Origin of the sequence: Coprococcus phoceensis, from assembly GCF_900104635.1 — a bacterium.
GTDB classification, from domain to species: domain Bacteria; phylum Bacillota; class Clostridia; order Lachnospirales; family Lachnospiraceae; genus Faecalimonas; species Faecalimonas phoceensis.
Map to the genome: position 1 here is coordinate 2,711,310 of NZ_FNWC01000007.1, position 14,054 is coordinate 2,725,363.

Genomic DNA, 14,054 nt, shown 5'->3' on the forward strand with positions numbered 1-14,054 from the left:
CTAAGCCATAATCTGTCGCAGGATTGTTCTGATCTCCTGCTCTGATTTCCCAAAAACTCTATGTAAAAACATTACCATAAATTCCTTCTCATCCACCTCGGTGAGCACAATGCTGTTTTCCTCTTTCTTCCAGAAATTCATTGCATCCACCACAGATTGCCCGATACTGATTCCCTCTGTCTCCACAGTTGTATAGGCTTCAAAGCCACTGCACAATTCCCGATTAAGAAAATATGCAACCGCAAGCGGATCGTTGATAACACAGCCGATCACCCGCTCATATTCCCAGTGAAAATCATAATAAAACCGAGTAATATTTTTGACAAATTCACCTTTCTCTGTATCCAGAATTTGCATGTATTCCAAAATATTCGGTGTCAATACGATTTTTCTTGTCACATCTAATCCAACCATATGAATCTTCGTTCTCAGATTTTCATACACATATTTTGCAGCGTCCGGATCACACCAGTAATTGTACTCTGCCACCGGCGAACAATTTCCGTGACTTTTATAAGAGCCTCCCATCGAGACAAATTCGTCCAGTTGTTCAAATGCCTCCAGATCTTTCTGCAGTGCTTTCGCAATATTTGTCAGGGGACCAATGGCGATAATTGAAACACCTTGTTTCTCTCTTAAAGTGTCTGTAATGTAACTCACTGCATCTTTTTCTTGCGCGCTCCCCGGCACATTCTCGTATCCACTTTCCCCAAGACCATCCATTCCATGTGTATCCTGAGCGCTGATATATTCCCGCCTTAACGGTTTTTCCTCCCCTCGGTATACCGGGATGTCAAGTCGATTCATGACATTTAATACCTTTCGGATATTTTCCACACCGATATCCACCGGCACATTTCCACAGACTGCTGTGATTCCGATAACTTCCAACTCCGGTGATGCAAGTGCCAGCATCAGTGCCAAGGCATCATCAATGCCCGTGTCACAATCAATGATAATTTTTCTTTTTGCATTCATTCTCCAATCTCCTTTCGCGTAAAAAAGAGCCGCATCTCCAAGGATACGGCTCACTCTAAAAAGTCCGGCTGCCCGGACTCTTTTCCTTTTTGCTTTTCAATCCTTAGTTTTTTATTCTGGGAAGTTTTCGAACCAGTCCAGAGCAGATCACTGCTCTGATTTTATAAACGCAAAATGTATTATAGCAGATATTTGACAGCTTGAAAAGCTATACATTTACTGCCGATATTTTTACTTTTTTCAATGCCTTTGACACTGCCGGAATAGAGATTATAATAACTGTAATCACCGCCTCAGCAAATATGTAGCATCCATTATATACCAAGGAATATGGGAGCGCTCCCCATCCATCCCAGGCATATTCTCCAAAGAAAATCCATCCAGAAATGACTGCAAATACATATCTTCCAAACACACCGAGCAGATAGCCTTTTACCAGTCCATGCTTGGACTCTGCAAATACTCCGGACAATCCAAGTGCCCCGAATGCGAGCGGATAGTCAACCAATACCTGCAGTGGAAAATAAATATACGGCTCAATAATAAATTGTAGTACACCATATGCAGCTCCTGTCAAAATTCCTGTTGCCGGACCATACACATAACCTACAAAGCAGATGAACAACATGCTGAACAATGTAATAGAACCGCCAAATGGGAAAGAATAAACCTTTAACATAGATGTCACCATCGCAAGTGCCACTGCCATCGCACAGAACACAAGCTGCTTTGTCCCCATTTTCTTCTTTTCCTTTTTCTCTTTCTTTGCCAGAACTGTCGCAAGCACAATCAATGCAATTAAAATCACTGCAGCTGCAACATATCCCGCTGTGGTGAGTTGATACCCACCCTCTGTTGTTGATACAAAAAATGACATAAAAAAACCTCCTAAAATAATTTTTTACAGGAGGAACCACTTTGGTACTGCTTCCTTCCGCCGGTACTAACCGGTTCAAGTAATGAGGGTCAACACACATCTGTGTGATTCTCAGCTCATGGCTCCCCTAGCAAATTGCTATATGAAATTTGTCATTTCCAATCTATTGTATCACACTGTCATCTTTTGTCAATTTTTATCTCAACTTCAGCAAAAGGGATGTCGTCTTCGACATCCCTTTCACCTTAAATATGATCTGTTATATTTTATTTTCCAAATCTTCTGCGGATAACTTCAACCGCTGCGCCAAGGCATCCTGCCATTCCTAACATAAATGGAACTGCTGAAGCTGTATCACCTGTTTTTGCCGGCTTACTGTTATCATTGTTGTTGCTGTCATTTTTGTCATTGTTTGGTTTTGTGACATCCGGAACTCGTTTCAAACCATCCACCGCATCTTTGATTTCTACAATCGCATCTTCTACATCCTGCTCTGTAGCATCTTCATCGTCCAATACAGCTTTTGCGTTAGCCATTGCTGCCTGATATCCTTTCCAGCTGTCAGCTGTGTAATCAGCCTCTTTGTAATATGCCAAACATTCATTGTAATATTTCTCTAATGCTGATTTATCTACCTGTTCTGGTGCAACCGGAAGTTTCGGAATTTCTCTTGTCTCCTTCACATCACAGCCTTCTCGCTTACAAGTACGAACTTCCAATCCTGTTTCTGTCTCAGTTGCCTCTTTTTCTACTGTCCACTCGCCAAAATCATGTCCAAGTGCTGCAATTTCTCTTGTAGTTGTGCCATTACATTTACTACATGTTCCTGTCTCCACACCTTTTTCTGTACACGTCGGTGCTGTTGTCTCTTCCCATGTATATGAATGATCGCATTCCTGTGTACCTTTAATTGTAATTTTATAAGTTGTTCCTTCTGTAACTAAAGTTACTTCTCCAGCCGCATTTGCTGTAATCACATTTCCTTCTGATGCTTTGTAGAAATACCATGCATTGTCATCTGCGCTCCATGCAGCCACTTTATTGTTTGATCCTGACCAGTTATTCAAATAGTTAGAACCATTTGACACTGCAAATCCACCATGTTTGCTGTCTCCAATTGTAAGCACCTGCGGCGTATCTGTCAGCTCTACATTCTGTCCTGAAATGTTTACATATTTTCCATTCGCATCCTGCATTGTGTAACCATTTCCGGATTTCTTAAGCGTCCACATAGAATCTTTATATTCACCTGTGTTAAAGTTTGCAGATGACATTCCAAGACCTTTCGGATCTCCTGCCACTGTGCTTGCCGAATTTAGCATAATGTGTGTATTGCTTCCGAACAGATATGTTCCTTCTTCCACTTTTGTAATTGCCTTGTAAGGAGGCATATCATCACGAGCTTCTTTTTTGATGCTGTTTGTGTCTCCTTCTTCTTTCACAATTTTTCCAGGCACATTATATGTGTCGCCTACTTTTAATGTCACTTCTTTCACATCATTTTTTACGACAATATAATATGTGGTATCTCCAATTGTCACAGATGTCTGACCTTCTGCTTTTCCTGTAATTGTAATTTCTGTATTTGCAGTTGTTGTCTCACCCTCGTACATCTCGCCTGTCACTTTAGCAACATAGCTGTATTTGTCATTTCCCTGTGCCGGATTCAACAGATAATTACTTCCATTATTAGCCTTTGCCACAATCAGGTACTGTCCGTTATCTGTAATTTCTGCCAGCTCTGTTACTTTTTCATATCCTGCGATTCCACTGTCAGATGCAGTCTCCGATTGTTTATAAATATCAAAATCACATCTGCCGTTTGCATCTACAGTACTATTTCTGTCAAAGTGTAATTTTGCTTCATTGTCTTTCCAGAAGAACAGGATTCCTCCCCTTGTTCCTCCTTCTGACTGCGTAAATGTAAATCCTTGGCTTCCTTTTGCCACTTCAATCGCCCCACGAGTTGTTGTAAGCGGTGTTGTCGCAGAAGTTGCCATCTTCGGTGTCAAATATACTGTTTGACCGTCTGCTGTTGTAGATGAAACGATGAATTTTCCATCATCCTGTTTGTCAAAGGTAAACAGACATTCGCTGATTCTCTTTTTCTCTCCGTTAAACTGTGCATCGTTTCCGAGTTGCACTGCTGCCTCCGGTTTTACTTCTACCTGCTCTTTGATTACTTTCGCTACATGGTCAAAATTATTAGAGCCAGAAGCCGGATTCACTACATAATAGCTTCCGTCGTTCGCTTTCGCTGCAATCAAATACTGTCCACCGTTTGTAATCTGAGCAATCTCTGTCACTTTCTCATATCCCGGAAGTTCTGATTCTTCACTTGCTTTGCCTGCTTTTTTCCACAGTTCTAATTGACAGTTTGCATCAGCACTGCTATTTCTGTCAAAATGCAATTTAGAATTATCTGCCTTCCAAAAATACAAATATGAGCCAGCCGCTCCGGAAGATAGATCTTTCAATGCAACCGTTCCATCTGCCTTTTGTTCTAACAAAATTTCTGTTTCTGTTGTTGTAGATACACATTTAGAAGGTGCTTTTTTATGATTTACATATACTTTGGCATCTCCTGCCTGCGCAGAAATCTTATATGTATCATTTTTATTCTCAACTTTATCAAATGTAAACAGACAGCTGTCTAGCGATTTTTTCTCACCATCAAATTTTGCCTGTGCAGTTGCATTCTGTGCTTTTACCTGTGTTTCTACTGTCTGAGGATCTTCCCCTTTCAGTTCCACTTCTGCAATTGTCTTATCCAATCCTTCTAAACTACTGTCAGCGTAGTTTCCAGTCTTATCTACATAAGTTTTTGTATCTCCAATTCTGAGATCCACAATCTCATAGTTTTCAGAATCTGTCACCGTCACTCTGATTTTTGTAGATGCATTGCCGGATTTCAATGTCACAACTGCTCTCTCCAGACCTTCCACTTCTTTTGAAGTCACTGTAAGTTTTCCGTCTGCATATAAAGCTTCGACAACTCCCTTGTCATCTGAAGATACAGTTACCTCTGCGCCGTCTTCCATACCGTTTACTGTAAATTCTTTGCTCTCGCCGGATTTCATCGTGACATCTGCCACTGTTTTTCCCCCTCCATCTGTACACCAGATATTTCCGATTGCCGCACCCTTCGCAATATCATTGATATCTAAATTCTTATATGTCAACTGTGTATCTGCATTTTCGTAGAGAAGTCCAACTGTTCCGTCCGGCAATACTGTCAGACAAGAATATGCGTAGTATGCAGATCCGTTAATGCTATAGTCATATTCCCACTTGATAGAACCGTCTTCCTGTACAAGACCTACGAAAATCTTTCCTGCTGCACGACTTCCTGTATTGGATGGTGCTGCAAATAAGATTGCTGTCTTTCCATCAATTTTCTGAGAATAGGTAATCGCTGTCAGCTGACAATTCAGATTATAGGAAATACCCATCTCTTTCTTAGGAGACCACGTCTCTCCAAAATTGTCAGATACATAATATCCGCCATGACGGGTAAACATGTACAACTTATCATCAGCCTCTGTCACAACTGCCTCTGAACTCCAATCGGACACAGATGCACCTCGTTTCCATGTCTTTCCTTTGTCATCAGAATAAATAGCAGCACTATTCTTGTCACCTTTTGTAAACTCATATGCAGTAAATACGATTCTTCCTGTGGATGTAACCATTCCACGTCCCGGACCCACTAAAAGTGACTGTTCAGAGTCTTTTCTCAAATTCAAAATCGAAGGCTCAGACCATGTTTTTCCGCCATCTGCAGAAGATGTCAGATACAGATAATCAGTCGGCCATACCTGAAACGGTGACTCTGCCTCAAAAAGATTGGTATCTACACCATTCCCTTCCACATTAAAATATGCATCTACAGTATATCCATCTACAGTATTTCCGTCTTTATCTTTGATTAAATATGCAGATTCTGCATCTTTCTTTGTATTCTTTTCTAAATGATATGTATAATTGGAAGCTTGTGTACGCTCTGTTCCCCACACATCGCTCCAGTTCTTTGCATCTGCCAAAAGAATATTTCCTTTCGCATCATGACTCTTTCCCGGAACCGGAGATGCTTTTGCACCATTTAATGCATATCCAGCTGGATAAAGATCCGCAATCATGTAGACATTTTCCCCGTCTGTTGCCATTGCCGGATCGATAAACGCTGTTGATGCACTGTTCCAAACATTGCCGTTATCCCCTAAATAGTTTGCAAATGTGTAATTCCAGTTGTCTCCTTTGTCCTTGGAATAAGATACAATTGTATCCAATCCGCCTCCATCTGCGTAAGTTGTCCATCTGGCATCACATCCTGCTACCAGTGTTCCATCATTCAAAGATACCAAACAAGGAATACGGAATTTATCACTTCCCCCTGTTCCACTCCAAAACGGTTGTTCTTTTGTCGTTCCATTCGCAGGTCTTGTCTCCGATTTCGCCATGGCCGTTCCCGAAAAACTGCTGAATGTCAAAGTCGCAGCGAGCAACAAAGCTAAAACTCTTCTTCTCTTTTTCATATTCTTTCCTCCCAATTTTACTCAAAACACAACACGAGCAAACAAGATTATGCAAAACCAACAATAATATTCTTGTTTAAAACCCATTTTCTATTATAATGATTATCAAAATATCTGTCCACAAGAAAAAAATCAAAAAAATACCCTGTATAAATGTTTTGTTTTACATCTACAGGATATTTTATACAACTCCACTGATCAAATCTCTTCTTTCAGTCTTTCTTCCAATAATTTTTCCAATTCCTCATAGTTGTCCACTCGATTAATCTCATCTCGCAGTTTTGCTGAGTTTGGGAGTCCACTTGTATACCACGATACATGTTTTCGCATCTCACGGATTCCGAGATATTCTCCCTTATATTGCATCTGAAGCTGTGCATGACGAAGCATCATCTTCCTAATCGCTTCCACACTCGGACGTTGTGGCATCTTTCCGGTTTGCTCATACTCCAAAAGTTCTGAAAAAATCCACGGATTTCCCTGTGCTCCCCTGCCAATCATCACGCCATCACAACCTGTCTCTTTTTGAATCGCAATTGCACTTTCTCCCGATACAACATCTCCATTCCCAATAACCGGAATGGATACCGCCTCTTTCACCTGACGGATAATATCCCAGTCTGCTTTTCCGGAATAATACTGTTCTCTCGTTCTTCCATGAACCGCCACCGCTTTTCCTCCGGCATCCTCAATAATTTTCGCAATCTCTACCGCGTTGATGCAAGTATCATCAAATCCCTTTCGGATTTTCACTGTGACCGGCTTTTGAATTGCCCTTGCCGTCTTTCTGACAATCTCATACACCAGTTTCGGATTTTTCATCAATGCGGAACCTTCTCCATTCTTCACAATCTTCGGAACCGGACACCCCATATTGATATCCAGTATGGAAAATGGAAGTTCCTCTATTCGTTTTGCAATCTCACTGATCACATCCGGATCAGATCCAAATAACTGGAGAGATACCGGCAATTCTTCCGGATGAATCTCCAACAACGCCTTTGTATTCTTATTGTTATACTGTATCGCTTTTGCGCTTACCATCTCCATGCACAAAAGTCCCGCTCCCTGTTCTTTGCACAGCAGACGAAAAGGCAGGTCTGTCACCCCTGCCATCGGTGCTAAAATATATGGATTTTCTAATTCTACCGTCCCAATTTTTAACGTTTTCATTCTAATTTAACCCTTTGTTTTTTTCGTAAATAATGCGTAACCCTTCCAGCGTCAATTCCGGGTCATAGATATCCACAACATCTGTCTCAGATACAATAATATTCCCCAGTCCGCCTGTAGCTACAACCTTTGCATTTGCAAATCCAGCCTTTTTGATTTTGTTGACAATATATTCTGTCTGTCCGATATAGCCGAACACAAGCCCCCCCTGCATACTGGATACAGTCTCTTTTGCAAGAATAGACTCCGGCTTTTTTATCTCAATCTCCGGAAGCATAGATGCCCCGCCCCACAATGCTCTCGCTGATGTGCGGATTCCCGGAGAAATCACACCACCTTCAAAGACTCCCTTTTCACTTACCACATCATAGGTCGTCGCAGTTCCAAAATCAATGACTATGACCGGACCGCCATATTTTTCATAAGCAGCAACCGCATCTACAATTCGATCAGGTCCCGTATCCTTCGGATTTTCTGTGTTTATCTGAAGTCCGGTCTCCAAATTTGGCGATACGATGAGCGGCTTTATATGGAAATACTTAATGATCGCGCTCCCAAGAGAGTGCATAATGTCCGGCACAACCGACGACACGATCACCGCATCAATCTCTTCGATATCAAATCCTCTGTGTTCCAATAACGTACAGAGCTTGATTCCATATTCATCCGAAGTTCTTGGTTGTTTCGCCGTCATGCGAAATGTCGCCTCTAATTTTTCTTTTTCAAATACTCCCAGAGTGATATTTGTATTTCCCACATCAATTACCAGCAGCATCATACTTCCTCCCCTAAAAAGAATACTCTATAATACAACTGCAAAGACTCCAGCAGTTCTTTTTTGGTTCTCTGAAGTTCTTTAATCTTCAGATGACTTCCGATTTCATCAAAAAGCAGATCATTGTCCTCTGTCGTAACCTCAAACATAAGCTCCCCATCTTCTTCAAATACCAATGTCAGAATCCCTCCTACGTCCTCCGTGTACAATACACACATGATCTTCAGTTCATCTTTGATGCTGTCTGGAAGTACCTCAAAATCCGGATTCAGATAAAACTTTCTATCATATGAATTCGCACCACACAGTACAATTTTTTCTTCGTACATACATTCCTCCTAAATATACCCGTAGATTCCGCGCACAGAGACTTCTCCCGCAAAAACAGTCTCCTCTTCGCCATCTTCTTTTCTTACAAGCAATTCACCTGTCTCGTTGATGCCCAATGCATAGGCGTTATATTCGCCTCCAGGCTCCAGAACTCTCACTTCTTTTTCTTTGCTTACTAGAAGACGATTGTAATCCTCCTGCAAAAATTTTAAATTCTGTTCTTTTGCAAACCGCTCATAGTTTTCCTCAAACTTTTTCATGATACATGCAATCAATGCAGAACGTTTTATCGGGCTTTCCTTTTCCACACGCAATGAGGTCGCCTTTTCACACAGTTCTTCCGGAAAAGACTGCATATTCACATTGATTCCGACTCCAATTACAACATAGTTGATATAATCAATCTCGGCACTCATCTCCGTTAGAATTCCACATATTTTCTTCGTTCCAATCACAAGATCATTCGGCCATTTAATTCCGACTTCAAGTCCTTCCTGCTCTCGGATCGCCATCGCCGCACTATACGCCATCACCAATGTCAGCATAGGGGCTTTGGATGGCTCCATCGTCGGTCTTAAAAGCAGAGACATATAGATATTTTCGCCCAGCGGAGATTCCCAAGATCTTCCACGCCTTCCTTTTCCGGAATTCTGACGGTCAGCGACCGCTAACGTGCCATGCTTTTTTCCCTGTTCCGCCAGATGTTTGATCCTTGTATTCGTCGAGTCTGTCTCTTCATAATAAATGACATGCCTTCCCATACACTCTGTCTGCATCAGGCTTTCTATCTCCTCTTGCGAAAGCACGTCCGGACATTCCACAATTCGATATCCTCTGTTTCTTACGGCCTCAATCTGATACCCTTCATTCTCCAACTGCTTGATCACTTTCCACACTGCTGTTCTCGATACCTGAAGCCGTTCACACAACTGCTGCCCCGACACATATTCTTTACTTTCCCGAAGCATTTTTAAAATCTCTGCTTTCACAACTCGTCCTCTTTCTCTGCTTATTCTCCAAGTGTTGCGACCATAACCGCCTTGATTGTATGAAGACGATTCTCCGCTTCATCAAATACTACTGATGCCTTTCCTTCAAATACATCTTCCGTCACCTCTTTGCCTTTCACCGCCGGAAGACAGTGCATGAAGATTGTTCCCTCTTTTCCGGTCTTGTCCATCAGTTCCTGATTGATCTGATAAGGACTTAAAAGCGCAATTCGCTCAACCGCTTTATCTTCCTCACCCATAGAGCACCATACATCCGTATACAACACATCCGCGCCCTCAACTGCATCGATGGAATCTGTCACACAGACTGAGGAACCAGCTTCTTTTGCGTACCCTTCACACAACGTAACCAGTTCTTCTCCCGGCCACAGTTTTTTTGGCGCAATGATAACAAAATCAACACCTACTTTCGAACATCCGATCATAAGACTGTTCGCCATATTGTTTCTCCCATCTCCAAGATATACGAATTTCAGTCCTTTTACATACCCAAAATGTTCTTTCATCGTCAAAAGGTCTGCAAGAATCTGTGTTGGATGATACTCATCTGTCAAGCCATTCCACACCGGAACTCCGCTGTATTTTGCAAGCGCTTCCACATGCTCATGTTTGAAGCCGCGGAATTCAATCCCGTCAAACATACGCCCGAGAACACGAGCCGTATCCTGAATGCTCTCCTTGTGTCCCAGCTGAATATCATGCTCTGATAAATAAGTCGGAATACCGCCCTCATCACACGCACCCACAGTAAATGCACACCGAGTTCTTGTCGACGGTTTTTCAAAAATCAATGCAATGTTCTTCCCTTTCAGAGAATTTCCGGTAATTCCCTGTTTTTTCTTTTCTTTCAGATCTGCTGCCAGATCAACCAGATACATAATCTCATCTGGAGTAAAGTCTTTCAGTGTCAAAAAATTACGTCCTTTTAAATTCATTTTACTATCCTTTCTGATTTCCATGAACACATGTACAAATCTTGGTAAATTAATCTGATCTCTGAGACGCTCATATCTTCGATATACTGCCTCTTCTAATGCCTGTACCGTATAAATCTGATACTTTGGCACATGAAGTAATTTTGCACTCGCCTCAAGCATCGCCATATAGAGTGTTTCATCGGAGAATCCATGAGACAATTTCAGCACAAACGCAATCTCTGCCTTCTCAATCTCACTCAAACCACTTAATATTTTTTCATAATACCACTCTTTTCGTGTTTGTTCAATATAATAAATCGTTCCGGCAAGTCCATAAATCATCCGTTTCGCATCGTAATAGCCGATTTTCAGATTCTGTCTGCTGCGTTTTCCGTAAAATTCAATGATGCTTCCTAGTTTCACCCGCGGCGCAATCTCATACATCGTCGTATCCTCTGACAGCTTCACCCGCGGTTCTCTTCCCGGACCATAGATACGAATTTGTATCAGGTTCTTATATCCCCTTTTCACAAGTGAGCCTGTCGGCACATTGTTGATGACTCCGCCATCCACATACGTTCTTCCGTGCAGTTTTTCATTCTTAAATCCAATCAGGTATGCACTTGCCAGCAAAAAATCCTCCAAAAGCCCTTCCGGAATATCATGAATACTAAGATCCAACTCCTTCATATCCGATATGGAAAACGTAAGCAGGCAAAATTCCATTCCAGACCCCCTTATCTTCTTCTCATCCACCATCTCATGGATCATATTCTTAAGCGGAGTGATATCAATCCCACCGTCTGACAGCCTCTTTTTCATCTCTGAGATCACTTCACCGAGCGTATTTTCTTTGTTGAACAACCGTTCCATCCATACGTCATCTACGTCCATCACACGCGAAAATGTCATCTCACTCCAGATTTTTTCCGCTTGCTTTACACCTCCCATGCAGATCAATGCTCCATTTAATGCGCCAACCGAGGTTCCGGCTACCGCATTCACTTTCACACCTGCCTCCACAAGCGCCTTCCACGCACCAATCTGATAAGCTCCCCTTGCACCTCCGCCATCTAAAATCAGTCCATACTCTTTCGTCAAGTCTATCTTCGCTTTCACGTTTTCTTCCCTCCTGATACCACAAAAGGGGCATGCTCTCGCACACCCCTCAACATCTAACCGTCTTTTTCCGCTCCGACCTCTACCAAGGATTTCACAAGTCCTGCAACTCCCTGAATCTCAGATGGAATAATAATCTTCGTCGCCTTGCCGTCAGCCGCTTTTGCAAATGCTTCCAGACTCTTCATCGTAAGAACCGCCTCATCGGCACCAGCCTCTTTCAGGAAACGGATACCATCGGCATTCGCCTGCTGCACTTTTAAGATTGCCTCAGCTTCACCTTCAGCTTCTCTGATCATCTTTTCTTTTTCAGCTTCCGCACGGAGAATTGCCGCCTGTTTTTCTGCCTCTGCATCAAGGATTGCAGATTCTTTATTACCTTCTGCTACAAGAATTGTAGATTTCTTTTCTCCTTCTGCACGAAGAATCGCTTCACGTCTTTCACGTTCTGCTTTCATCTGTTTCTCCATCGCATCCTGAATCGCTGCAGGCGGAATAATATTTTTCAATTCCACACGATTAACCTTGATTCCCCAAGGATCTGTGGCCACATCAAGAGATGCTCTCATCTTTGTGTTGATTGTCTCTCTGGATGTCAATGTCTGGTCTAATTCCAAATCACCGATAATATTACGCAGTGTAGTCGCTGTCAGATTCTCAATTGCCATGATCGGATTGGCAACTCCGTAACAGAACATCTTTGGATCTGTAATCTGATAAAATACAACCGTGTCAATCCGCATTGTTACGTTATCTTTTGTGATAACCGGCTGTGGTGCAAAATCTACAACCTGTTCTTTGAGATCCACACGTCTTGCCACTCTTTCGATAATCGGGATCTTAAAATGCAAGCCAACTGCCCATGTCGCCTGATATGCTCCCAGTCTCTCCACAACAAGAGCCTGCGCCTGCGGAACAATCTTTACACACGATATCAAAAGACCTACTACAATGACTATGATAGCCACTAACACAACACTTGTAATGATACTTCCTACACTCCCTGCATCCATAATTTTACGCCTCCTTTAGTCTTACAATCAGTTTCACTCCTTGTATCCCTTCGATAGATACAACCGCGTCCTTCTCAATCACTTCGTGCGGTTCATCCGTCTTTGCAGACCACTGCTGTCCGTTTACTTCCACTCTTCCGACATTATGAAGTGTATCTACTGTCTCAATGACAACCGCCTTCTGTCCGATCAGGCTCTCTGCGTTCGTAAGCTTTCGTTCCTGATTAAAATATTTTATTGCGATTGGTCTTGTCAGGACGAGCAGTAAGATAGAAGATACGAGGAATGCCACAATCTGTACCGGTAAGCTAAATCCTACTATCGCCAAAATAAAGGCAACAATGGAACCTCCGGCAAACCATATCGTGGTCAGTCCAAGCGTAGCAATCTCAATCACTACAAGCACTACGAACAAAATAAGCCAGAAAATTGTTTGCATTACGAATCGCCTCTTTCCTTATTATTTCCATTAGTGTTTCTATTTTTTTATCTTACTATACTTTCCCCAATATTACAACTAAATTCAGCGTCCATAAGATTACAATATCATTACAGAGTCATTAACAAAAATCACAGAAAAACACTCTTAATTGGCTACATACATCTGTCGATACGGATTTTTGCTGTCCGGTGTTACGACAGTAAACGGCGCCTCCAAAACTGTTTCGATATCATATCCGAACAAGTCGCAATATTCTGACACATACTCCCGTAACTCCTCCATATCTTGTGCCTCTGCCCTCTTTGCCGTCACCTGTTCCGGGAACGTTACATCTTTACAGTCCGAGCGCAAAAACATTTTTCCCCCATGCATCCCTGTGCATGGGAAGAATCCGACAATCTTCTCTTGCTCTGTTTCCAGACCAAGTACAACGATCACTCCGCCAGCCTGATATTCCCCGAGAAAACTTCCCGCTGTACCTCCGATAACCATAACCGGAACCTTTTCCTTGTACGCCTTCATATGAATGCCGGCACGATATCCGGCATTGTTCTTTACAAAAATCCTACCGCCCCGCATTGCATATCCTGCCGCGTCACCGATATTTCCATGTATGACTATTTTCCCTTCATTCATAGTATCTCCGACCGCATCCTGGGCATTTCCGTAAACAGTGATCTCTCCGCCATTTAAATACGCGCCTAAGGCATTCCCCGGAACCCCTTCAATTGTGACGGCATGTCCCGACATTGCAGATGCGATAAAACGCTGTCCACAGCAATTTTCTATCGTCACATCCTCGTCTGCAAAACGCAGCTTCTCATTCAAAGTTTTATAGTCCATTTCCTTTGCATTTATCAACATAATTGCTATCACACCTCCGTT

General features: G+C 42.3%; 11 protein-coding genes and 2 riboswitches. All 11 genes read right to left on the minus strand.

Annotated features, from left to right (window positions below; all coding sequences use genetic code 11):
- Nucleotides 1-978, minus strand: a complete 978-nt coding sequence (locus BQ5364_RS16425; protein WP_044986696.1) for a nucleoside hydrolase — start codon at nucleotides 976-978, stop codon at nucleotides 1-3.
- A 97-nt stretch (nucleotides 979-1,075) separates the two neighbouring features.
- Nucleotides 1,076-1,120, minus strand: a riboswitch (PreQ1 riboswitch).
- A 66-nt stretch (nucleotides 1,121-1,186) separates the two neighbouring features.
- On the minus strand, nucleotides 1,187-1,855 hold the full coding sequence (gene thiT, locus BQ5364_RS16430) for an energy-coupled thiamine transporter ThiT (protein WP_022250727.1): 669 nt from the start codon (nucleotides 1,853-1,855) through the stop codon (nucleotides 1,187-1,189).
- A gap of 35 nt (nucleotides 1,856-1,890) precedes the next feature.
- Nucleotides 1,891-1,994, minus strand: a riboswitch (TPP riboswitch).
- Nucleotides 1,995-2,121: 127 nt separating this feature from the next.
- The gene (locus BQ5364_RS16435) at nucleotides 2,122-6,390 is read right to left on the minus strand and encodes an exo-alpha-sialidase (RefSeq protein WP_071144658.1); all 4,269 of its coding nucleotides are present in this window, start codon (nucleotides 6,388-6,390) and stop codon (nucleotides 2,122-2,124) included.
- A 198-nt stretch (nucleotides 6,391-6,588) separates the two neighbouring features.
- Entirely contained in the window at nucleotides 6,589-7,563 is a 975-nt protein-coding gene (gene dusB, locus BQ5364_RS16440) for a tRNA dihydrouridine synthase DusB (RefSeq protein ID WP_071144659.1), read from the minus strand.
- Nucleotide 7,564: 1 nt separating this feature from the next.
- Entirely contained in the window at nucleotides 7,565-8,338 is a 774-nt protein-coding gene (locus tag BQ5364_RS16445; protein ID WP_071144660.1) for a type III pantothenate kinase, read from the minus strand.
- Nucleotides 8,338-8,667: a DUF6145 family protein gene (locus BQ5364_RS16450; protein WP_071144661.1), complete on the minus strand. Its 330-nt coding sequence runs from the start codon at nucleotides 8,665-8,667 to the stop codon at nucleotides 8,338-8,340. Before BQ5364_RS16450 ends, BQ5364_RS16445 begins: the two co-directional genes overlap by 1 nt.
- 9 nt (nucleotides 8,668-8,676) lie before the next feature.
- Complete coding sequence (locus BQ5364_RS16455) at nucleotides 8,677-9,657, minus strand: biotin--[acetyl-CoA-carboxylase] ligase (protein ID WP_071144662.1); 981 nt, start codon at nucleotides 9,655-9,657, stop codon at nucleotides 8,677-8,679.
- Between the two features lie 20 nt (nucleotides 9,658-9,677).
- A complete protein-coding gene (argF, locus tag BQ5364_RS18880) occupies nucleotides 9,678-11,714 on the minus strand; it encodes an ornithine carbamoyltransferase (RefSeq protein ID WP_083382901.1) in 2,037 nt (678 codons plus the stop codon).
- Between the two features lie 56 nt (nucleotides 11,715-11,770).
- Nucleotides 11,771-12,727, minus strand: a complete 957-nt coding sequence (locus BQ5364_RS16465) for an SPFH domain-containing protein (protein WP_071144663.1) — start codon at nucleotides 12,725-12,727, stop codon at nucleotides 11,771-11,773.
- A gap of 4 nt (nucleotides 12,728-12,731) precedes the next feature.
- Nucleotides 12,732-13,166 carry an NfeD family protein gene (locus tag BQ5364_RS16470; RefSeq protein WP_071144664.1) on the minus strand — a complete coding sequence of 145 codons (435 nt, stop codon included), beginning with the start codon at nucleotides 13,164-13,166 and terminating at the stop codon, nucleotides 12,732-12,734.
- A 147-nt stretch (nucleotides 13,167-13,313) separates the two neighbouring features.
- A complete protein-coding gene (locus BQ5364_RS16475) occupies nucleotides 13,314-14,045 on the minus strand; it encodes a GltB/FmdC/FwdC-like GXGXG domain-containing protein (protein ID WP_331463048.1) in 732 nt (243 codons plus the stop codon).
- Between the last annotated feature and the right edge of the window lie 9 nt (nucleotides 14,046-14,054).